This is a genomic window from Amycolatopsis iheyensis (genome assembly GCF_024703995.1).
Classification (GTDB): Bacteria; Actinomycetota; Actinomycetes; order Mycobacteriales; family Pseudonocardiaceae; genus Amycolatopsis; species Amycolatopsis iheyensis.
Genome location: NZ_JAMXQV010000040.1, coordinates 33716 through 53278 on the forward strand (window position 1 = coordinate 33716; position 19563 = coordinate 53278).

Annotated in this window: 20 protein-coding genes; 12 read left to right on the forward strand and 8 right to left on the reverse strand. The window is 71.1% G+C overall.

Going from position 1 to position 19563, the window contains the following annotated elements; all coding sequences use genetic code 11:
• Positions 1–34: 34 nt before the first annotated feature.
• On the forward strand, positions 35–619 hold the full coding sequence (locus M8542_RS45625) for an RICIN domain-containing protein (RefSeq protein ID WP_257926670.1): 585 nt from the start codon (positions 35–37) through the stop codon (positions 617–619).
• 72 nt (positions 620–691) lie between these two features.
• Here the strand turns inward: M8542_RS45625 and M8542_RS45630 are convergent, their stop codons facing one another.
• The gene (locus M8542_RS45630; protein WP_257926671.1) at positions 692–1150 is read right to left on the reverse strand and encodes a hypothetical protein; all 459 of its coding nucleotides are present in this window, start codon (positions 1148–1150) and stop codon (positions 692–694) included.
• A 112-nt stretch (positions 1151–1262) separates the two neighbouring features.
• Positions 1263–3197, reverse strand: a complete 1935-nt coding sequence (asnB, locus tag M8542_RS45635; RefSeq protein WP_257926672.1) for an asparagine synthase (glutamine-hydrolyzing) — start codon at positions 3195–3197, stop codon at positions 1263–1265.
• A 184-nt stretch (positions 3198–3381) separates the two neighbouring features.
• Here asnB and ctaC point away from each other — a divergent pair, with 184 nt between their 5' ends.
• Positions 3382–4353: an aa3-type cytochrome oxidase subunit II gene (ctaC, locus tag M8542_RS45640; protein ID WP_257926673.1), complete on the forward strand. Its 972-nt coding sequence runs from the start codon at positions 3382–3384 to the stop codon at positions 4351–4353.
• A 33-nt stretch (positions 4354–4386) separates the two neighbouring features.
• Positions 4387–4812 (forward strand): cytochrome c oxidase subunit 4, encoded by a 426-nt coding sequence (locus tag M8542_RS45645; protein ID WP_257926674.1) that lies wholly within the window; start codon positions 4387–4389, stop codon positions 4810–4812.
• Here M8542_RS45645 and M8542_RS45650 read toward each other — a convergent pair.
• Positions 4760–5692: a DMT family transporter gene (locus M8542_RS45650; RefSeq protein ID WP_257926675.1), complete on the reverse strand. Its 933-nt coding sequence runs from the start codon at positions 5690–5692 to the stop codon at positions 4760–4762. The genes M8542_RS45645 and M8542_RS45650 overlap by 53 nt on opposite strands.
• Positions 5693–5775: 83 nt before the next feature.
• Here M8542_RS45650 and M8542_RS45655 point away from each other — a divergent pair, with 83 nt between their 5' ends.
• The gene (locus M8542_RS45655) at positions 5776–6729 is read left to right on the forward strand and encodes a GlxA family transcriptional regulator (RefSeq protein WP_257926707.1); all 954 of its coding nucleotides are present in this window, start codon (positions 5776–5778) and stop codon (positions 6727–6729) included.
• A 159-nt stretch (positions 6730–6888) separates the two neighbouring features.
• On the opposite strand, the gene trpD is transcribed toward M8542_RS45655, so the two are convergent.
• The 3 genes from trpD to M8542_RS45670 all read right to left on the reverse strand — a co-directional run bounded on the left by trpD (position 6889) and on the right by M8542_RS45670 (position 8816).
• Complete coding sequence (trpD, locus tag M8542_RS45660; protein WP_257926676.1) at positions 6889–7923, reverse strand: anthranilate phosphoribosyltransferase; 1035 nt, start codon at positions 7921–7923, stop codon at positions 6889–6891.
• Between the two features lie 5 nt (positions 7924–7928).
• The gene (locus M8542_RS45665) at positions 7929–8339 is read right to left on the reverse strand and encodes a response regulator (RefSeq protein ID WP_257926677.1); all 411 of its coding nucleotides are present in this window, start codon (positions 8337–8339) and stop codon (positions 7929–7931) included.
• A 63-nt stretch (positions 8340–8402) separates the two neighbouring features.
• Positions 8403–8816 (reverse strand): hypothetical protein, encoded by a 414-nt coding sequence (locus M8542_RS45670; RefSeq protein ID WP_257926678.1) that lies wholly within the window; start codon positions 8814–8816, stop codon positions 8403–8405.
• Between the two features lie 95 nt (positions 8817–8911).
• Here M8542_RS45670 and ctaE point away from each other — a divergent pair, with 95 nt between their 5' ends.
• The 4 genes from ctaE to qcrB are packed head-to-tail and all read left to right on the forward strand — an operon-like array spanning position 8912 to position 13259.
• Positions 8912–9535: an aa3-type cytochrome oxidase subunit III gene (gene ctaE / locus M8542_RS45675; protein ID WP_257926679.1), complete on the forward strand. Its 624-nt coding sequence runs from the start codon at positions 8912–8914 to the stop codon at positions 9533–9535.
• A gap of 60 nt (positions 9536–9595) precedes the next feature.
• Positions 9596–10414, forward strand: a complete 819-nt coding sequence (gene qcrC, locus M8542_RS45680; RefSeq protein WP_257926680.1) for a cytochrome bc1 complex diheme cytochrome c subunit — start codon at positions 9596–9598, stop codon at positions 10412–10414.
• The gene (gene qcrA / locus M8542_RS45685; protein WP_257926681.1) at positions 10411–11565 is read left to right on the forward strand and encodes a cytochrome bc1 complex Rieske iron-sulfur subunit; all 1155 of its coding nucleotides are present in this window, start codon (positions 10411–10413) and stop codon (positions 11563–11565) included. The genes qcrC and qcrA overlap by 4 nt, the downstream gene beginning before the upstream one ends.
• On the forward strand, positions 11562–13259 hold the full coding sequence (gene qcrB / locus M8542_RS45690; protein ID WP_276588018.1) for a cytochrome bc1 complex cytochrome b subunit: 1698 nt from the start codon (positions 11562–11564) through the stop codon (positions 13257–13259). The genes qcrA and qcrB overlap by 4 nt, the downstream gene beginning before the upstream one ends.
• An 85-nt stretch (positions 13260–13344) precedes the next feature.
• Here the strand turns inward: qcrB and M8542_RS45695 are convergent, their stop codons facing one another.
• Together M8542_RS45695 and M8542_RS45700 are read right to left on the reverse strand one after the other, a co-directional pair.
• Complete coding sequence (locus tag M8542_RS45695) at positions 13345–13626, reverse strand: Lrp/AsnC family transcriptional regulator (RefSeq protein ID WP_020644676.1); 282 nt, start codon at positions 13624–13626, stop codon at positions 13345–13347.
• A gap of 41 nt (positions 13627–13667) precedes the next feature.
• Complete coding sequence (locus M8542_RS45700; protein ID WP_257926682.1) at positions 13668–14405, reverse strand: maleylpyruvate isomerase family mycothiol-dependent enzyme; 738 nt, start codon at positions 14403–14405, stop codon at positions 13668–13670.
• 44 nt (positions 14406–14449) lie between these two features.
• On the opposite strand from M8542_RS45700, the gene M8542_RS45705 reads away from it, so the two are divergent.
• The 4 genes from M8542_RS45705 (at position 14450) to M8542_RS45720 (ending at position 19369) form a co-directional block, all read left to right on the forward strand.
• Positions 14450–15355 (forward strand): MerR family transcriptional regulator, encoded by a 906-nt coding sequence (locus M8542_RS45705; protein ID WP_257926683.1) that lies wholly within the window; start codon positions 14450–14452, stop codon positions 15353–15355.
• Positions 15356–15400: 45 nt separating this feature from the next.
• The gene (locus tag M8542_RS45710; protein WP_257926684.1) at positions 15401–17104 is read left to right on the forward strand and encodes a DEDD exonuclease domain-containing protein; all 1704 of its coding nucleotides are present in this window, start codon (positions 15401–15403) and stop codon (positions 17102–17104) included.
• Between the two features lie 524 nt (positions 17105–17628).
• Positions 17629–19041: an NYN domain-containing protein gene (locus tag M8542_RS45715; protein ID WP_257926685.1), complete on the forward strand. Its 1413-nt coding sequence runs from the start codon at positions 17629–17631 to the stop codon at positions 19039–19041.
• Between the two features lie 70 nt (positions 19042–19111).
• Positions 19112–19369 carry a hypothetical protein gene (locus tag M8542_RS45720; RefSeq protein ID WP_257926686.1) on the forward strand — a complete coding sequence of 86 codons (258 nt, stop codon included), beginning with the start codon at positions 19112–19114 and terminating at the stop codon, positions 19367–19369.
• Positions 19370–19563 lie beyond the last annotated feature (194 nt).

Genomic DNA, 19563 nt, shown 5'->3' on the forward strand with positions numbered 1-19563 from the left:
TCCCTTCGTGCCGTCAGCACACGGAGGGGATTCCATGAACATCGCCAAGAGACTGGCCGCGGCCGTCGCCGTCGCGGCCGGCCTGCTCACGCTGGTCGTCGCGCCGCAGGCGAGTGCCGCGGAGCAGCCGATCCCGGGGATCACGCTGCAGCCCTACGACGGGCCGGCGGCCGACCCGGACCACCCGGCCTGGGTGCTCCGCAGCGGGTGGACCGGCCGCTGCCTCGAACCGGACCTCGACCGGCTCTTCCAGAACGGCGGCGCGGTGCACCTGTCGACGTGCGGGAACACCGCCGCCCAGGCGTGGTACGTCACGAAGAACCCGGAGGGCTACTACCGGTTCCAGAACACCGTCGACGGCAAGTACATCGAGGCCTCGAAGTCCATCCCGGGCGGCGGGGTCAACGGCACGCAGGTCCAGCTGTGGGGCTTCCTCGCCGGCGCGCAGAATCAGTGGTGGAAGGCGAGCGTGAATCCCGAAGGCTTCCTGCGGCTGCAGAACGCCCAGTTCGGCCGCTACCTGCAGGCTTCGAAGACCGTCCCGGGCGGTGGCGTGGACGGCACGAAGGTGGAGATCTGGGACTACACCGCCGGCGCCACCAACCAGTTCTGGAAGTGACGTCCTGACGCGGAAGGCCCCGCACCGGCTCGGTGCGGGGCCTTCCGCGGTCCGGTCGGCCGACGCGCGGGATCAGTCGGGCGAACCACTCGGCAACGACTTGCGCTCCGGTTGCGGAAGACCTTTGAGCACCCCCCGGATCTCAACCACGGCGCGCCAAGCCTGCTTCAGCGTGGTGCCGGCGAGCCGTCGCTCGAGGTCGTTCACCAGCACATCGATCTCGACCACCAAGCTGAGCAGCGTTTGGGACGTCGTCGAGTAGCCCGGTTGATCACGGATGTGCACCAGCGTGATCCGCTGTCGTTCGAGCACGCGCGCTATCTCGCGATGGTTCTTCGGCCGGTCGAGCGGTTTCAGCTTGCGGGACAGCTGGTCCAGCTCGTTCCACACCTGGAGCAGCTCCTTGACGATCCATGGTGTGGGAATCGAATGGCGGCACTTTCCGCAGACGACCCTGCGGTTGCCGGCGTGTCCGGGAATCCGGTTCGTCGTTCCGCAGGCACGACAGTCGTAGGTCAACTGAGGGGTCACGAAACCTCGATTCGCCGATCGTTGTGCGAACTTGCAGTCGGTGAGGCTCGTCCGGGCATTACACGACGAAGGCCCCGCACCGAGCCGGTGCGGGGCCTTCGTCGTCGACACGTCAGAGCTTGACCGGGTACACCGGCTCCGGGACCTCGGGCTTGATCCGGTGCTCGACGAAGATGCCGTGCCACAGCATGAACACGATCAGCGCCCACAGCTGGCGGCTGCGGTCCAGCTGGCCTGCCTTGTGCTCCTCCAGCAGCGCCAGGATCGCCTTCTTGTCCAGCAGCTCCTCGGTGCGCGAATCACTGATGATCCCGCGAGCCCAGTCGTACATCTCGTTGCGCAGCCACAGGCGGATCGGCACCGGGAAGCCCAGCTTGCGGCGGTTGAGCACGTGTGCCGGGATGATCTTCGCCAGTGCCTGGCGCAGCGCGTACTTCGTCGTGCCGTGGGCCAGCTTCTGGTCCAGCGGGATCGACGCCGCGACCTTGAACACCTCGGCGTCCAGGAACGGCACCCGCAGCTCCAGCGAGTTCGCCATGGTCACCTTGTCGGCCTTGACCAGGATGTCGCCGCGCAGCCACGTGTAGAGGTCGACGTGCTGCATGCGGGCCACCGGGTCCCAGCCGCGCGAGACGTCGTACCAAGGCGCCGTGACGTCCTTGAAGCCGACGCCCTCCTGGTAGGTCTTCAGCACGTTGCGCAGCTGGTCGTCGCGGAAGTTGCGGGCGTTGCCGTAGTAGCGGTCCTCCAGCGGGAGCGCGCCGCGGCGGAGCAGGTCCTTGCCGCGGGTGCCCTCCGGGATCTTCGTCGACACCTTGCCGATCAGCTTCCGCATGCCGCCCGGGATCTTCTCGAACGGCGCCAGCGAGATCGGCTCGTTGTAGATCGTGTAGCCGCCGAACAGCTCGTCCGCGCCCTCGCCGGACAGCACCGCCTTGACGTGCTTGCGGGCCTCGCGGGCGATGAACCACAGCGGGACCAGCGCCGGGTCGGCCACCGGGTCGTCGAGGTACCAGACGATGAGCGGCAGGACCTCCATCATCTCGTCCGCCGACACCGTCCGGACCACGTGCTTCACGCCGATCGCGGCGGCCGACTCGGCGGCGACGTCGACCTCGGAGTAGCCCTCGCGCTCGAACCCGGTGGTGAACGCGATCAGGTTCGGGTTGTGCTCCTTGGCCAGCGTCGCGGTGGCCGTCGAGTCGATCCCGCCCGACAGGAACGCGCCGACCGTGACGTCCGGGTCCGAAATCATGTGCTTGCCGACCGAGTCGCGCATCACATCGGCGATGCGCTGGTGCAGTTCCTCGGCCTCGGCCGGCGTGTTCACCGGCTTCGCGCTGAACTGTGGGTGGAAGTAGCGGGTGAACTTCACCTCACCGCCGGGCGCCACCTCGAACGACGTGCCGGACTCGACGCGGCGGATCGCGGTGTGCAGCGACTCGGGCTCGGGCACGTACTGCAGCACCAGGTAGTGCTGCAGCGCCTTGCGGTCCAGCTCCTGGGCGACGCCGAGGGTGTCCGACAGCTCCAGCAGGCTCTTCTTCTCGCTGGAGAACGCCACGCCACCGGGGCCGGCCGAGTAGAACAGCGGCTTGATCCCGAACGGGTCGCGCGCGCCGAACACGCGCTTCTCCTGGGAGTCCCAGATCATGAAGGCGAACATGCCGCGCAGGCGCTTCACCCAGTCGGCGCCGAGGTAGTGGAAGCCGGCCACGATGGCCTCGCCGTCGCCCTCGGTCTCGAACTTCGCCCCGTGCTTCTCGGCGAGCTCGGCCCGCAGCTCCAGGTAGTTGTAGATCTCGCCATTGAAGTTCATCGTGTAGCGCCCCGGCGCCTCCGGCGGCCCCCAGACCAGCGGCTGGTGGGCGTGCTCGACGTCGATGAACGCCAGCCGGTTGAAGCCGTAGACGACCTCGGCGTCGGCCCAGGTGTCCTGCTCGTCGGGGCCGCGGTGGCGCTGGCAGCGCATGGCCGCGCCGACGGCGTCACGCGCGTTCGCCGCGCCGGTCTCGGTCGCGCAGATCAGTCCAAGCAGGCCGCACACGGGTACTCACACACCTTCGGAGCTCACACGGGGCTGGGGAAGGGCCCAGTATGCCGGGCAGGCCGTGGCGAGTAACACGCGCGTCGACGGTTACCCCTTAGTCAGCGGGACGGGCCAACTCGGCTAGAGTCCGGCTGTCACAAAGATCGGTCGTAGGAGGCTCTGGGTGAAAGGGCGAGGCGCAGTGGGAACACCCCAGCGCACCCTGGGTAAGCGGACCGCGCGCGTCGCCGCGCTGGCCGTGCTGGTCGCGCTGACGGCGACGGGCTGCTCCGGCGACGAGATCCTGCGGTTCGGCTGGCCGGTGGGTGTCACCGAGCAGGCGAACCAGATGCGCACGCTGTGGACTTGGACCGTGGTGGCCGCGCTGGTCGTCGGCGTCATCGTGTGGGCGCTGATCTTCTGGACCGCGACGTTCCACCGCAAGAAGAAGACCGTCGACGGCGAGCCGGAGGAGCTGCCCCGGCAGTTCCAGTACAACATCCCGCTCGAGCTGTTCACGGTCATCGTCCCGACGATCATGGTCTGCGTGCTGTTCGTCTTCACCTCGACCACCGAGGACAAGGTCCTGCACAAGGACCCGAACCCGGACGTCAAGGTCCAGGTCGTGGCGTTCCAGTGGAACTGGGAGTTCAAGTACGAGGACGCCGGCAAGCGCGACGCGCAGAACCGGCCGGTCCCGGTCAAGACCCCCGACGGCGGTGTGGTCAGCACGGTCGGCTCGTCCGGCGAGATCCCGCTGCTGGTGCTCCCGGTCGGCAAGACGATCCAGTACGACCTGCTTTCCACCGACGTCATCCACTCCTTCTGGGTGCCGGAGTTCCACTTCAAGCGGGACGTCTTCCCCAACCCGGACAAGAACAACCAGGACAGCAGCTTCCAGAACAAGATCGACCGCGAGGGTTCCTTCGTCGGCCGGTGCGCGGAGCTGTGCGGCACGTACCACTCGGTGATGAACTTCGAGGTCCGGGCGCTGTCGCCGGACAAGTTCGACCAGTACATCCAGCTGCGCACGCAGGTGAACCCGGCCACCGGCCAGACGTTCACCGCGTCCGAAGCGCTGACGAAGATGAACTGCGGCGAGCTGTGCACCCCGCATGCGGTGACCACCCAGCCGTTCAACACCGACCGCACCGCGCGGACCGCGTCCAACTGACGCCCAGCCAGCACAGGGAGTAGGAAGAGACCCATGAAGGTCGAAGCGCGCATCTTCTTCATCGTGGCGGTCTTCGCCGTGTTCATGGCGGGTGTCTACTGGGTGTGGGCCGTGCTGAGCCCCTCCTTCGGTGGCAAGCCCGAGCCGGTGGGCATCGTGGCGCTGTTCCTGACCGGCGGTCTCGCGTTCCTCGCGGGCAGCTACATGCAGTTCGTCGCCCGCCGCATCGAACCGCGCCCGGAGGACCGCGAGGACGCCGAGATCAGTGACGGCGCCGGTGAGCTGGGCTTCTTCAGCCCGGGCAGCTACTGGCCGGTCGCCATGGCGGCCACCGCGGCGCTCGCCGCGCTGGCCCTGGCGTTCTTCCACATCTGGCTGCTCGTGATCGCGCTGGTCGCGCTGCTGATCACGATCGGCGGGCTGGTGTTCGAGTACCACACGGGTCCGTCGCACGACTGATTTTCGCGTTTCCCTTGGACTGGCCGCCCCGCTGAGGACTCAGCGCGGCGGCCAGTACTGCGAGCATGCCCAGTGCCTCCGGCCAGGTCGGGCGGTGGCCGTAGAAGGCGATGTCCACCAGCACCGCGACCACCGGGTAGAGGTAGGACAGCAACGCGACCGTCGTGGTCGGCAGCTTGCCGATGCTCGCGTACATCAGGACGTACATCAGCGCGGTGTGCACGGTGCCCAGCAGCACCAGCCAGAGCAACCCCTGTGGGTTCGTCGGCAGCGGCGTGACCAGCAGCAGCGGCGCGAGCACGAGTGCGCCGACGGTGGTCTGGACGGCCGCGAGCAGGTGCGGGCGGATGTGCTTCAGCTGCTTCGCGACGAACGACGCGCCGGCGTAGAGCAGGGCCGCGCCGAGCGCCAGCCCGATCCCGGCGAGCTGCACGGGCTTGCCGTCCTCGCCGTGCGCGGACAGTGAGATCAAGGCCACACCGCCGAACGCGACCGCGGCCCGGGCCAAGTGGCTCTTCGCGACCTTCTCGCCGAGGAACGCCGCGGCCAGGCCGACCAGGATCAGCGGCTGGGTGTGGTAGACGACGGTGCTGACCGAGATCGACGACAGCGCGTACGAGGCGAACAGCAGCACCCAGTTGCCGACCAGGAACAGCCCGCCGAGCACGGCCAGGCCGAGGTCGCGCTTGGACGGCCGCCACGACGGCAGCCAGCCGCGCGCGAAGCACCAGATCACCAGCAGCGCCCCGCCGACGAAGCAGCGGGCGAAGGCCACCGCGGGCGCGGCCGCGCCGCTTTCGAGGACGACCGCGCCGATCGTGCCGGACATCGCCATCGCCGCGGACCACTGGAGCAGGGGGCGGGTTTCGGAGTTCGTCATGGGACTCAGGTTCGTCCGGTTTCCGCCGGGCAACCAGTGTCAGAGATGACAATGGCCGCAAAACTTGTGACATGCTGACGCGCATGGACGTCAACCGGGTCGCGGTGGTGCTCGCCGACCACGTTTCGCCGTTCGAGCTGGGGGTCGCGTGCGAGGTGTTCGGCACCGACCGCAGCGCCGACGGCATCGAGGGCTGGGAGTTCGGGGTCTGCTCGCCCGCGGGTTCGGCGGTGTCGAGCTGGTCGGGCTTCGGACTGACCGGCCTGCGCGACTTGGACTTCGCGGCATCGGCGGACCTGCTGATCGTGCCGACGTGCGCGCCCCGGACGGCGCCGCCGCCCGCGGAGCTGCTGGACGTCCTGCGGGACGCGGCGGCGCGGGGCGCGTGGGTGGCGGGGTTCTGCGCCGGCGTGTTCACGCTGGGGTACGCGGGCCTGCTGGACGGCCGCCGCTGCACGGTCCACTGGGTGTACGAGGCGGAGTTCCGCGCCCGGTTCCCGTCGGCGGTGGTGGACACGCAGGCGCTGTACGCGGACGACGGCGGGGTCCTGACGAGCGCGGGCACGGTCGCGGCGGTGGACCTGTGCCTGCACCTGGTCCGCCGCCTGCGCGGGGTGACGGCGGCGACGACCCTGGCCCGCCGGATGGTGGCGGCGCCGTTCCGGGCGGGCGGCCAGGCCCAGTTCGTCCAGGCGCCGGTCCCTTCGGTGCCGGACGACTCCGTGGTGGCGGAGGCCCTCGAGTGGGTCGAGCGTCGGCTGGACCGGCCGTTCACGGTGGCGGAGCTGGCGCGCCGGAGCGGGCTGGGGGAGCGGACGTTCCTGCGCCGCTTCTCGGCGGCGACGGGGACCACGCCGCACCGCTGGCTCACCGAGCGCAGGCTGGACCGGGCCCAGGCCCTGCTGGAGGAGGGTCGGCTGTCGGTGGAGGACATCGCGGTCGCCTGCGGCTACGCCTCGGCGGCCGCTTTGCGCCACCAGTTCACCCGCCTGCGCGGGACGAGCCCGTCCTCCTACCGGACGGCCTTCCGCGGCTAGAAGCGCCCCAATGTGGCATTGGGTGCGTTGGGCGCACCGAACGCCACATTGGGTGCGTTGGGCGCACCGAACGCCACATTGGGTGCGTTGGGCGCACCCAACGCCACATTGGGTGCGTTGGACGCACCCAACGCCACATTGGGGCGCTCGGGGCCGGAGTCAGGAGAAGGCGATCCAGCGGTCCAGGAGCGCCGCTGCCGCGCCGGAATCGATGGCCTCGGCCGCCCGGGCCAAGCCCGACCGCAGGTCGTCTTCGAGGGAGCCCGAGAAGCCCGTGAACGCCGCCAGGGCCGCGGCCGCGTTGATCAGCACCGCGTCGCGCACCGGGCCCGGCTTACCGCCCACCAGGTCGCGGACCACCGCCGCGTTCGACGCCGCGTCGCCGCCGCGGAGGTCGTCGGCCGTGGCGCGGGGGACGCCGAGGGCCGCCGGGTCCAGCGTGCGCGGGGTGACCGTGCCGTCCGAGACCACCCACACCGACGAAGTCGTCGTCGTGGTGATCTCGTCCAGGCCGTCGTCGCCGCGGACGACCAGGGCCCGCATCCCGCGGCGGGCGAACACCTCCGCCAGCACGTGCGTCTTGTCCTCGTACGCGCAGCCGATCAGCGCGCTGCCCGGCTGGGCCGGGTTCGTCAGCGGGCCGAGCAGGTTGAACGTCGTCGGGATGCCGAGCTCGCTGCGCACCGGGCCCGCGTGCCGCAGCGCCGGGTGGAACGCCGACGCCAGGAAGAACCCGATGCCGACCTCGGCCAGGCTCCGCCGGACGTCGTCGGGCGGCAGGCTGATCGTGACGCCCAGGGCCTCCAGCACGTCGGCCGCGCCGGACTTCGACGACGCGCTGCGGTTGCCGTGCTTGGCCACCGGGGCGCCGGCCGCCGCCGTGACGATCGTCGCCATCGTCGAGATGTTCACCGAGTTCGAGCCGTCGCCGCCGGTGCCGACGATGTCGACCGCCGGGCGGTCCAGCTCGACGCGGCGGGCGTGCGCCAGCATCGTGGCCGCCATCCCGGCGATCTCCGACGGCGTCTCGCCCTTGGCACGCAACGCCACCGCGAACCCGGCGATCCGGGCCGGGCTCGCCGCACCGCTCATGATCTGGTCCATTGCCCACGCCGTGTCCTCCTCGGACAGGTCGACGCGTGCGACGAGCTGCTTGAGCAGCGGCGGCCAGGTGCGGGGGACCGGGGTGGTCACCGGGCTCAGCCGTTCACGGCGGGGACCCGTCGCGCGCGCAGCACGTCGGCGACGGTCTCCGCGGCGGTGAGCGGGTCCAGCGGGTGCACCAGCACGGCGTCCGCCTGCGACCAGGTGGCCAGCCACCGGTCGTCCTTGCGCCGCACCGAAACCACGATCGGCGGGCAGTCGGTGATCTCGGCCTTCAGCTGGCGGCAGAGGCCGATGCCGCCGGTGGGCTGCGCTTCGCCGTCGAGGATCGCCAGGTCCACAGTGCCCGCGTCCACCTCGGACAGCACGTCCGCGATCCCGGCCGCCTCGACGTAGTCCACGCGGTCGAGGTCGGCGGCGGGCCGCCGGCCGATCGCGTTGACGATCGCCTCGCGCACGTCCGCCTTGTGGCTGAACACCAGGATCCGCATCGACCGCTCGCCCATCAGGCACGCCTCCATCTCGTCACCGCACGTCTCGCGCCCCGATCGTATCGGCCGAGACCGACATCACGCGGTCGGCTCCGGCTGTTGCGCGTCCCACCCCGGCGCGTCGCCGCCCAATCGTTGCGCGAGACCCGCCATCCGGGACCGTTCCTGGGCGCAGTGCAGGGCGTCGAGGACCTGGACGCGCACCGCGAGCACCCGCGTCCGCTCGCCCTCGGGACGAGGTTCCCGCAGCTCATAGCCGTCCTGGGCGAGGATCGACGCCGCCTCCTCGACCCGGTCGGCCGGCAGGAGCAGGTGGTGCCGCAGGACGGCCGGTGCCGTGCTGACCCATGCGGGTGAACCGGCGAGGACGGCCGAATCCGCGACGGCGGGGTCGAAGGCTTCGGCGACGATCTCCAAACCGGGCGTATCGGCCGTCAGACCGGCGGTTTCGCGCTTCCTGACCAGGTCAAGCAGCCGGTCGAGTAAACCCATGAGTAGCTCTCACCTTCGGTGGCATCCGGTGTGATCGGTTACGCAGACGACCCGCCGTGGACCCACCCGGCGGGGCGGTGGTGCGAGAGGACATAATGCGATCCGTGACAACGGCAGCTCCCACCATCAGTCAGCGGGTCCACTCGCTGAACCGGCCGAACATGGTCAGTGTCGGCACCATCGTGTGGCTGTCCAGCGAGCTGATGTTCTTCGCCGGACTGTTCGCGATGTTCTTCACCGTCAAGGCGCAGAACTCGTCCGGCCAGTGGCCGCCGCCGCTGCACGGCGAGGAGTTCCACCTCAACGTGGGGTACGCGATCCCGTTCACGGTGATCCTCGTGCTGTCCTCGCTGACCTGCCAGTTCGGCGTGTTCGCGGCCGAACGCGGCGACGTCTACGGCCTGCGCCGCTGGTACATCATCACGTTGATCATGGGCGCCATCTTCGTCGGCGGCCAGGCCAACGAGTACCACAACCTGGTCGAAGAGGGGATGACGATCCCGTCCGGCCCGTTCGGCACGGTCTTCTACCTCGCCACCGGGTTCCACGGCCTGCACGTCATCGGCGGGCTCATCGCCTTCGTGTACCTGCTCATCCGCACGAAACTGAGCAAGTTCACGCCCGCCCAGGCCACGTCGGCGATCGTCGTGTCCTACTACTGGCACTTCGTCGACATCGTGTGGGTCGGCCTCTTCGGTGTGATCTACCTCCTTCCGTAGGTCCACCAGCCGCCACCACCTTCACCATCGGCCTGAACTGACAGCAAGGGTTGCCGCAAGATGACCACCAGCACGAAATCCTCGGAGCGCCGCTACCGCGCGCGGTCGAAGCTGCGGAGGCGGTTCGCCGGCCTGCTCGCGCTCGGTATCGCGCTGGTGGGCGCCGGCGCCCTGTACGCCGTGTTCGCCCCCGAGCCGCAGACCGCGCAGGCCCAGGGCACGCCGGCGCAGCTGCGCCTCGGCGAGCAGGTCTACAACAACACCTGCATCGCCTGTCACGGCGCGAACCTCGAAGGCGTGCAGGACCGCGGGCCGAGCCTGATCGGCATCGGCGACGCCGCGGTGTACTTCCAGACCTCTTCGGGCCGCATGCCCGCCTCCCGTCAGGAGGCGCAGGTCGAGCGGAAGCCGCCGAAGCTGAACGAGGCCGAGATCGACGCGGTCGGCGCCTACATCCAGGCGCACGGCGGCGGTGTGCAGCGTCCCGCCGAGAAGGGCGAGGCCCTGCGCGGCTCCGACCCGGCCCGCGGTGGCGAGCTGTTCCGCCTCAACTGCGCTTCGTGCCACAACTTCACCGGCCGCGGCGGCGCGCTGTCCGCCGGCAAGTTCGCGCCGAACCTGGACCCGGCCAGCGAAGAGCAGATCTACACGGCCATGCTCACCGGCCCCCAGAACATGCCGAAGTTCTCCGACCGGCAGCTGTCGCCGGAGGAGAAGAAGGACATCGTCGCCTACGTGAAGTCGGTGTCGGACGGCAACAACAACCCGGGTGGGAACGGCCTCGGCGGGGTCGGCCCCGCTTCGGAGGGCGTGATCGCCTTTATCGTCGGTATCGCCGCGCTGATCGGCGTGACGTTGTGGATTGGATCGAAGGCATGAGTGCCGAGGGGCCGAAGCCGCCCACGGAGGCGGAGCTGGCTGAGATGGACCGGGACCAGCTGCTGAAGCTGGGCGGGCAGCTCGACGGCGTCGAGATCGTCGAGTACCCGACCCCGTGGCCCGTGGAGGGCACCCGCGCGGAGAAGCGGGCCGAACGCCTGGTGGCGTTCTGGTTCGGGCTGTCCGCGCTGGCCGGGATCGGGTTCGTCGTTTCGCTCATCTGGTGGCCGTGGCAGTACGAGGCGCCGGACAACGAGAGCGGCCACTTCTGGTACAGCCTGTACACGCCCATGCTGGGCATCACGCTCGGCCTGGCCATCCTCGGCCTGGGCATCGGCGTGATCCTGTACACGAAGAAGTTCGTGCCCGCCGAGGTCTCGGTGCAGGAGCGCCACGACGGCGAGGGCACCGGGTCGGCCGAAGTCGACCGCCAGACGATCCTGGCGCACCTGGCCGACGCCGGGAACCGCAGCACCATCGCCCGCCGGTCGCTGATCAAGCGCTCGGCCATCGCCGGGGCCGGCACGCTGGGCCTCGCGGCCGCGGCGCTGCCGCTCGCGTCCTTCATCAAGAACCCGTGGAAGGACACCGAGAACCGGGCGTCGCTCTGGCACACCGGCTGGCAGCCGAACTTCCCGGGCGAGAAGGTCTACCTGCGCCGCAACACCGGCAAGCCGCTGGAAGAGGGCGAGCAGGTCAGCCTGGTCAAGGCCGAGGACCTCGACGCCGGCGCGATGGAGACGGTCTTCCCGTACCGCGACTCCGAGAAGGACAAGCCGGAGCTGCTGGCCGCCGCGCTGACCCGGATCGACAACCCGGTCATGCTGATCCGCCTGCGCCCGACCGACGCCGCCAAGGTGGTCAAGCGGGCCGGCCAGGAGGACTTCAACTTCGGCGACCTCTACGCGTACACGAAGATCTGCAGCCACGTCGGCTGCCCGACCTCCCTGTACGAGCAGCGGACCAACCGCATCCTGTGCCCCTGCCACCAGTCGCAGTTCGACGCGCTGCACTACGCCAAGCCGATTTTCGGCCCGGCGACGCGTCCGCTGGCCCAGCTACCGATCACGGTGGACGAAGAGGGATACTTGATCGCGCGAGGCGACTTCATCGAGGCCATCGGTCCGGCCTTTTGGGAGCGTAAGTCATGAGTTCACTCACCACGCCGACCAAGGGGTCGAGCCCGGTCGAGAAGGCGTTGGGCGACGCCGCGAACAACGCCGACCAGCGGTACCACATGGCCAAGGGCCTGCGGCACCAGCTGAACAAGGTGTTCCCGACCCACTGGTCGTTCCTGCTGGGCGAGATCGCGCTCTACAGCTTCATCATCCTGCTGCTCACCGGCGTCTACCTGACGTTGTTCTTCGACCCCTCCATGCAGGAGGTCGTCTACCACGGCAGCTTCAAGAACCTGCAGGGCCTGGAGATGTCGCAGGCCTTCCGCACCACCCTGGACCTCTCCTTCGACGTCCGCGGCGGGCTGTTCATGCGGCAGCTGCACCACTGGGCCGCGCTGATCTTCGTGGCGTCGATGGCCGTGCACATGCTGCGGATCTTCTTCACCGGCGCGTTCCGGCGCCCGCGCGAGGCGAACTGGGTGATCGGCGGGCTGCTGCTGATCCTGGGCTGCTTCGAAGGCTTCTTCGGCTACTCCCTGCCCGATGACCTGCTCTCCGGTACCGGTATCCGCGCGACCCTGTCGGGGATCGTGTTGTCGGTGCCGGTGATCGGGACCTGGATCCACTGGGCGCTGTTCGGTGGGGAGTTCCCGGGTGATCAGATCATCCCGCGGCTGTACACGCTGCACATCCTGCTGCTGCCGGGCATCATGCTGGCGCTGGTCGGGGTGCACCTGGCGCTGGTGTGGTACCAGAAGCACACCCAGTTCCCGGGCGTGCGGCGCAAGGAGACCAACGTCGTCGGCGTCCGGATCATGCCGTACTTCGCGCTCAAGGGCGGGGCGTTCTTCACCCTGGTCATCGGGGTGCTGGCGTTGATGTCGGGGTTGTTCCAGATCAACCCGGTGTGGAACTTCGGCCCGTACAACCCGGCGCAGGTGTCGGCGGGCTCGCAGCCCGACTGGTACATGGCCTGGGCCGACGGCATGCTCCGGATCTGGCCGGCCTGGGAGGTCTACCTCGGGAACTACACGATCCCGGCGGTGTTCTTCCCCGGCGCGATCGGCATGCCGGTCCTGATCGGCCTGCTGCTGGCCTACCCGTTCCTCGAGCGGAAGCTGTCCAAGGACACCGGGCACCACAACCTGCTCCAGCGGCCCCGGGACGCCCCGGTCCGCACGGCGCTGGGCGCGATGGCGCTGGGCTTCTTCATGGTCATCGAGCTGTCGGGCTTCAACGACATCATCGCCGACCAGTTCGACATCTCGCTGAACGCGACGACGTGGGCGGGCCGCATCGGCGTCCTGCTCGTGCCGCCGGTCGCCTACTACCTGACCTACCGGCTCTGCCTGGGTCTGCAGCGGGCCGACCGCGAGGTGCTGGAGCACGGCGTCGAGACGGGCATCATCAAGCGGCTGCCGCACGGTGAGTTCATCGAGATCCACCAGCCGCTGGCCGGGGTGGACAGCCACGGCCACGCGATCCCGCTCGAGTACCAGGGCTCGTCCGTGCCGAAGAAGATGAACAAGCTGGGCTCGGCCGGTCAGGCCGTCCCGGGCACGTTCTGGTCGCCGGACCCGGCCGAGGAGACCGCCGCGCTGCAGCGGGCCCACGGCAACGGTCATGGCAACGGTCATGGCAACGGGCACGGCAACGGCCACGCGATCACCCAGGGCGAGCCCGGCGAGTTCGAGAGCGCCGAGTCCGCCAAGGGCGCGGACCACTAGGTTCCTCAAACGTCGAAGGCCCCCTCCGGTTCGCCGGAGGGGGCCTTCGCTGTGTTCGAGCCAGTTGTGTTCGAGCCCGGTGTCGTCAGTCCTCGACGCCGATCGCGAAGGCCGACTCGGTGTCGGCGCGGGAGTAGGACCGGAACGCGATGTGCGTGACGGTGTCCAGCACGCCCGGCACCTTCCCGATCCGGCCCGGGATCAGGTCGGCCAGCTCCTCGTGCGCGGACACCTTCACCGTGGCGATGAGGTCGACGTCCCCGGCGCACGAGTAGACCTCGCCGACGCCCTCGATGTCGGCGATCGCCTGCGCCGCGTCCGGGATCGCGTCCGCCTCTACCTGGATCAACACGATCGCGGTGATCACTCGGGTCCTCCAAGACTCGTCTGCGGGTGTCGCTCGCGATCCTAAGCCGAAGTGCGGGCCAGCCAGTGTTCGGCCAACGCGCGGTCCCCGGTGACGGCGATCCGGTCCAGGGGCAGGCGGCGGGTGAACACCAGGAGCAGGTCGCGCGGCGGGCCGGCGAGGGTGACGTCGGCCGTCCTCTGCCCGCGGGTCCAGGCGACACCCTCGGGAGTGCGGATGATCAGCCAGCCCGGTCCGGCGCCGGGGTCGAGCCGGAGGGTCTGGCCGGTGCCGCGCAGCTCGGCGAAGGCCGGCTTGAGGCTCGCCGTGACGGGGTTGGCCAGCATCTCCAGCCACTCGGTGACCGCGTCGGCCGCCAGGTCGGAGGCCACGTCGAAGGCGGTGTTCGTGGCGAAGGCGGCGTCGGCGTGGTGGATCGTCGTGTCGTGGAGCATCCGGCGCAGCCAGAACTTCGCGGGCTGCTCGCCGAAGAAGGTCCACACCGGGGTGTCGCCGGCGTCCAGGACGGCCTTGGTGAGGTCAGCGGCGCCTTCGTGCAGCCAGCCGGGCCAGTCCGCCGGGGCGCCGGGGTCGGCCTCGAGCGGGTCGGGCACCGGCGTCGGGCCGGACCGGACGATGCTCGCGGACCAGCGGTGGGCCTGGCCGATGTGGCCGACCAGCACCCGCAGCGGCCAGTCCGGGCACGTGGGGACCGGGGCGTCCGGGTCGGCGCCGGCCACGGTGGCGGCGAAGCCGGCGGTGCGTTCGGGGAGTGCCTCGGCGAGTCTCGCGGTGTCCATGGCCGTACCGTAGGAACTCCACCCGGCTGGAGGTTCGACCGAAGGTGACCGGCGACACACTCGGGATCGGGGACCTGGCGCGGCGGACCGGCGTCCCGGTCCGCACGATCCGCTTCTACTGCGACGAAGGGCTCCTGGAGCCCGCCCGCAGCGTCGGCGGCCACCGCCGCTTCGACCCGGCGGCGGTCGACCGGCTGAGCCTGGTCCGCCGGCTGCGCGGGCTCGGGCTGGGGCTGCGCTCGATCACCGACGTCCTGGCCGGGCAGCAGTCGCTCGTGGACGCCGTGGCGGCCGAGCGGGCCGCGCTCGACCGCGAGGTGTCGACGCTGGCGTGGCGGCGCTCGGTGCTGCGCGCGGTCGAGGAGGCGGCGCCCGCCGACCGGACGTCACGGCTCGAGCTGCTGTCGGTGGTGGAGGACGGGTACGCGGCGCGCGAGACGCTGGTGTGCCTCTGGCGGCCGATGACGGCCGCTCCGATCCCGCGGGACACCGTGGCCATGTTCCTCGCCATCGGGGCGCCAGAGCCCCCGGAACGGCCCACGACGGCGCAGGTGGTCGCGTACGCCTCGCTGGTGCTGCTGGCGGCCGACCCCGCGCTGGCGGTGGGGCTGCGGGAAAGCACGTTGGTCAACCACGACCGCGTGGCCGACCTCGGCGTCCTGCACGCCGAGGTGGCCGAGGCGTGCGCCCTGGCGTTCCCGCAGGTGGCGGCCGGGGCGACGCCTTCTCCGGGAAAGGCGCTGGACCGGTTCGTGGCGGCGCACGCGACCGCGCTGGGAGCCGGCGACAGCCGTGAGTTCCGGCGGGCGCTGAACCGGCGCACGGCGGCGGACCGGGAGCCGCGGCTGCGCCGGTACTGGCACCTGGCGGGGGAGGTCACCGGCGAGGCCGCGCCGGTCGGCGTCACGCACACCTGGCTGCTCGACGCGCTGGACCAGTCGGTGGGCTGAGGAGCCGGGCCAAAACTGTCGGTGGTGGCCTCTAGGGTCCCGCACATGCGTTCGATCCAGGCTCAGCTCGCGTTCGACGAGCTCGGAACCCCCTTGCGGGACACGACTTTCGTGGTGTTCGACCTCGAGACGACCGGGGCGGCGCCCGGTCCGTCGGGCATCACGGAGATCGGCGCGGTCAAGGTGCGCGGCGGCGAGGTCCTGGGTGAGTTCGCGACGCTGGTGAACCCGGGGATGCCCATCCCGCCGCAGATCATCTCGCTGACGGGCATCACGCAGGCGATGGTCTACGACGCGCCGCCGATCCAGGAGGTGCTGCCGGCGTTCCTGGAGTTCATCGGCGGCTCGGTGCTGGTGGCGCACAACTCCGGGTTCGACACCTCGCACATGCGGGCGGCCTGCGAGGGCCACGGGTACGTGTGGCCGAAGCTCACGGTGGTGTGCACGGTCCGGCTGGCGCGGCGCGTAGTGCCGCGCGACGAGGTGGGCCGCTACAACCTGACCGCGCTGGCGTTGCTGTTCGGCGCCCGGACCCGGCCGACGCACCGGGCGCTGGACGACGCCCGGGCCACGGTCGACGTCCTGCACGGGCTGCTGGAGCGCGTCGGCAACCTGGGCGTCCATTCGCTCGAGGAGCTGATGGGGTACCTGCCGGAGGTGACGGTCGCCCAGCGGGCGAAGCGGCACCTGGCGGCGGATCTGCCGTCGGCGCCGGGGGTCTACCTGTTCAGGGGGCCGAAGGAGGAGGTCCTGTACGTCGGCACGGCGAAGGACCTGCGGCGGCGGGTGCGCACGTACTTCACCGGGTCGGAGGGGCGCAGCCGGATCCGGGAGATGGTCGCGCTGGCCGAGCGCGTCGACCACGTCGTGTGCGCGCACGCGCTGGAGGCGGAGGTCCGCGAGCTCCGGCTGATCGGGGCGCACCGCCCGGCGTACAACCGGCGGTCGAAGAACCGCCACCAGGGCTGGTGGATCGGGCTCACGGAGGAGGCGTTCCCGCGGCTGTCGGTGGTCCGCCTGCCGCGGCCGGGGGTGCTGGGCCCGTTCCGCAACCAGGCCGACGCCCGCGCGACGGCGGACACCCTCGCCGGGGCGTCGGGGCTGCGCACGTGCACGCAGCGGATCTCCCCGCGCTCGGCGAACGGCACCCCGTGCGTGCTGGCGGAGCTGGGCCGCTGCGGGGCGCCGTGCGCGGGGCGGCAGAGCGTCGAGGCGTACGTCCCGGCGGTGGAGTCGGTGTCGGGCCTGATCGCGGGCCTGGACGGCGGGCCTCTGCACGTGGCGGCGGCCCAGGTGGAGCGCTTGGCGGAGGGCAGGCACTACGAGCAGGCGGCCCGCCACCGCGACGAGCTGGCCGGGCTGATCCGCGCCCTGGGCCGGGCCCATCGGCAGGCGTCGCTGGCCTCGATCGCGGAGCTGATCGCGGCGAGCCCGGACGGCACGGGAGGCTGGGAGCTGGCGGTGATCCGTTACGGCCGCCTGGCGTCGGCGGGGGTGGCGCGGCGGGGCGTGCCGCCGATGCCGGTGGTGGAGCAGCTGGTCGCCGCGGCGGAGACGGTGCTGCCGGACCCGGGGCCACTGCACGGCGCACCGCCGGAGGAGGTGGGGGTGCTGCTGCGCTGGCTGGCCCGCCCGGGGGTCCGGCTGGTCCGAACGACCCGCCCCTGGGCCGAGCCGGCGGCGGTGGCCGGCTGGCGAGGGTGGCTGGACCTGGTCACGGAGGCGCATTCGCTGGAGCGGGTCGGGTGAGCCGGCCGGTTCGGTGAGCGGGGGTGGTGGCCTGCTCGGGTGGGCTGGCGGTTTGGTGAGCGGGGGTGTGCGGTCTGCTTGGGCGGGTCGGCCGGTTTGGTGAGCGGGGGTGGTGGCCTGCTCGGGTGGGCTGGCGGTTTGGTGAGCGGGGGTGTGCGGTCCGCTTGGGCGGGTCGGGCGGGGTGCGCGGGGTGCGCGGCCTGCTCACGTGAGCCGGCCGGTTGGGCGCGCGGCTTGCTCGGGTGGGCCGGCGGCTTGACCGAAGCCCGGCCGCGCCCGGCCGCGGCCGAGCGCGAGTGCCGCGCCGCAAGGGGCAGAGCCGGCCGGCCCTGCCGCGGGTTCCGGAGGCTCTCCGGCCTGGCCGGGGTCAGGTTCGCCGGCGCGTGTGGACTCCGTGCGGCGCAAGTCCCCCGACCGGCCCCAGCGTGGATTCCGGAGCCGGCCGCCCCGGTCACGGCCGGGTTCGCACCCGGGTACGAGTGGCGCGCGGCGCGGGATGAGGGGGCGGGGCCTACCCTGGACCAATGCAGCCGCAGCCGCTCGTGCCGGAGCAGCCCGAGGACCACACCGGTCCGTCGGGTGTCGCGCCGCGTCCCGAGGCGGCTCCGGCCGGTGAGGGCGGTGCGGGTGCCGAGGACGGCGCCCGGCCCGAGCCCGCCACCTGGCCCGGGCTGCCCGAGCCGGTGCGGGACCGGATCGCCGAGCTGGCCGCGGCCGCCGTCGCCAAGCTGCCCGGCACCGATGTCCCACGCCAGCTGCGGCCCGTCGCCAAGTTCGCGCCCGCGAAGCGCGCCAAGCTCGGCGGGGCCGCGCTGCTTGCCGCGCTCGGGGAGTCCTCGCAGTTCCGGACCGCCGTCATCGAATGGCTGCGGGAACACCGCACCGACGCCCTCGACCCCAACGTCACCGATTCCGTCGCCGCGGCGGCCGCCGCCGTGCTGCTCGGGGAGTCCGGCGCCGCCGGGCGGGTGCGGCTCGTCGCCAAGAACGCCGAGGAAAACGCCCTGCGTGCCGAACGCGATGCCGCGCTCGCCCGCGCCCAGCGCCTCGACGCCGAGCTGGCGCAAGTTCGCGTCGAGCTCGCCGAAGCCCGGCAAGCCGCCGAAAACGCCCGCGGTGAGCGCGAGGGCGAAGTCGAGAAGCTGCTGAAGCGCCTTCGCGAACAAGGCGTCCAGCTCCGCCAGGCCAAGGACGCGGCCCAGACGGCCTCCACCGAGGCCGAACGCGGCTCCGCGGCCCGCGCCGACGAGATCGCCGCCCTGACCGCCCAGCTCGACCGGGAACGCCAGCGCGTCGCCACCGAACGCGCCCGCGCCGAACGCGCCGCCGCGGACGCCGACATCGCGCGTCAGTCCGCCCGCGAAGCCCGCGAAGCGGACGAAGTGCGGCTCGCACTGCTCATCGACACCATCGACGGCGCGGTCACCGGCCTGCGGCGTGAGCTCGCCCTCGGCGCCCGCGGCGCGCGCCCGGCCGACATGGTCCGCGGCGCCAGCACCGGCACCGGCCAGGGCGGCAAGATCGCCGACGTGTCCACCTTGGACCGCTACCTCGCGCTGCCCAACGTGCACTTGATCGTCGACGGCTACAACGTGACCAAGACCGGCTACCCCGAGCTGGCCCTGGCCGACCAGCGCGACCGGCTGATCCACCAGCTCTCCGCGCTGGCCGCGCGCACCTCCGCCGAGGTCACCGTCGTCTTCGACGGCGCGGGGGTGCTCTCCGTCCCGGCTTCCGTGCCGCGTGGGGTGCGGGTGCTGTTCTCCGACCGCGGTGTCCTGGCCGACGACGTCATCCGCAACCTCGTGGCCGCCGAGCCCGCGGGCCGGCCCATGGTCGTGGCGACCTCCGACCGCGCGGTCGCGGACTCGGTGCGCGGCGGCGGCGCCCACCCGACGCCGTCCGCGGTGCTGGTCAGCCGCCTCTCGCGGGTCTGAGCCGCCCGAAACTGTCGGTGGTGGCGGTTACCGTCCTCCTCAGTCGAACTTCCGGCGTGAGGAGGAACCCATGAACGACCGAACCGACCTGTCCGAAGTGGACGTCTCGCACATTTCGGTTTCCGACATCGAGAACGTGGTGGTCGACTGCGACCGGTGCGTGGTGCGCGGCATCTCCTGCCACGACTGCGTGGTGACCGTGCTGCTGGGCGCGCCACCCGCCGTCGAATGGGACGCCGACGAGCGGCGCGCCATCGACGCGCTCGCCGAAGCGGGGATGGTGCCGCGGCTGCGTCTGGTCGAGGGACCGGTGCGGCGCACGGCCTGACGCGCCCGTTTCGTGTCGGCGCGCCGAGTGGTCGATCGGATCAGGTGAACGGTCGGTAGCCGAAATGGTCCGGGAAGAAACCCCAGCGTGTAATGCCCGTCACAGCTTTTCTTCGATGCTGGTCCGATGGTGTTTCGGGGCGCTACGGAGAGTTTTTGCCCCGGTGGTGGTGGACGTGGTGGCGGTCTTTTCGT

Coding starts and splice junctions, on each gene's coding strand:
- M8542_RS45715 (WP_257926685.1), top strand. CDS start 17,629: ATGCAGCCGCAGCCGCTCGTGCCGGAGCAGCCCGAGGACCACACCGGT.
- qcrA (WP_257926681.1), top strand. CDS start 10,411: ATGAGTGCCGAGGGGCCGAAGCCGCCCACGGAGGCGGAGCTGGCTGAG.
- M8542_RS45645 (WP_257926674.1), top strand. CDS start 4,387: ATGAAGGTCGAAGCGCGCATCTTCTTCATCGTGGCGGTCTTCGCCGTG.
- M8542_RS45665 (WP_257926677.1), bottom strand. CDS start 8,339: ATGGGCGAGCGGTCGATGCGGATCCTGGTGTTCAGCCACAAGGCGGAC.
- M8542_RS45700 (WP_257926682.1), bottom strand. CDS start 14,405: ATGGACACCGCGAGACTCGCCGAGGCACTCCCCGAACGCACCGCCGGC.
- ctaE (WP_257926679.1), top strand. CDS start 8,912: ATGCGATCCGTGACAACGGCAGCTCCCACCATCAGTCAGCGGGTCCAC.
- M8542_RS45650 (WP_257926675.1), bottom strand. CDS start 5,692: ATGACGAACTCCGAAACCCGCCCCCTGCTCCAGTGGTCCGCGGCGATG.
- M8542_RS45710 (WP_257926684.1), top strand. CDS start 15,401: ATGCGTTCGATCCAGGCTCAGCTCGCGTTCGACGAGCTCGGAACCCCC.
- qcrB (WP_276588018.1), top strand. CDS start 11,562: ATGAGTTCACTCACCACGCCGACCAAGGGGTCGAGCCCGGTCGAGAAG.
- M8542_RS45625 (WP_257926670.1), top strand. CDS start 35: ATGAACATCGCCAAGAGACTGGCCGCGGCCGTCGCCGTCGCGGCCGGC.
- M8542_RS45670 (WP_257926678.1), bottom strand. CDS start 8,816: ATGGGTTTACTCGACCGGCTGCTTGACCTGGTCAGGAAGCGCGAAACC.
- M8542_RS45655 (WP_257926707.1), top strand. CDS start 5,776: ATGGACGTCAACCGGGTCGCGGTGGTGCTCGCCGACCACGTTTCGCCG.
- qcrC (WP_257926680.1), top strand. CDS start 9,596: ATGACCACCAGCACGAAATCCTCGGAGCGCCGCTACCGCGCGCGGTCG.
- M8542_RS45720 (WP_257926686.1), top strand. CDS start 19,112: ATGAACGACCGAACCGACCTGTCCGAAGTGGACGTCTCGCACATTTCG.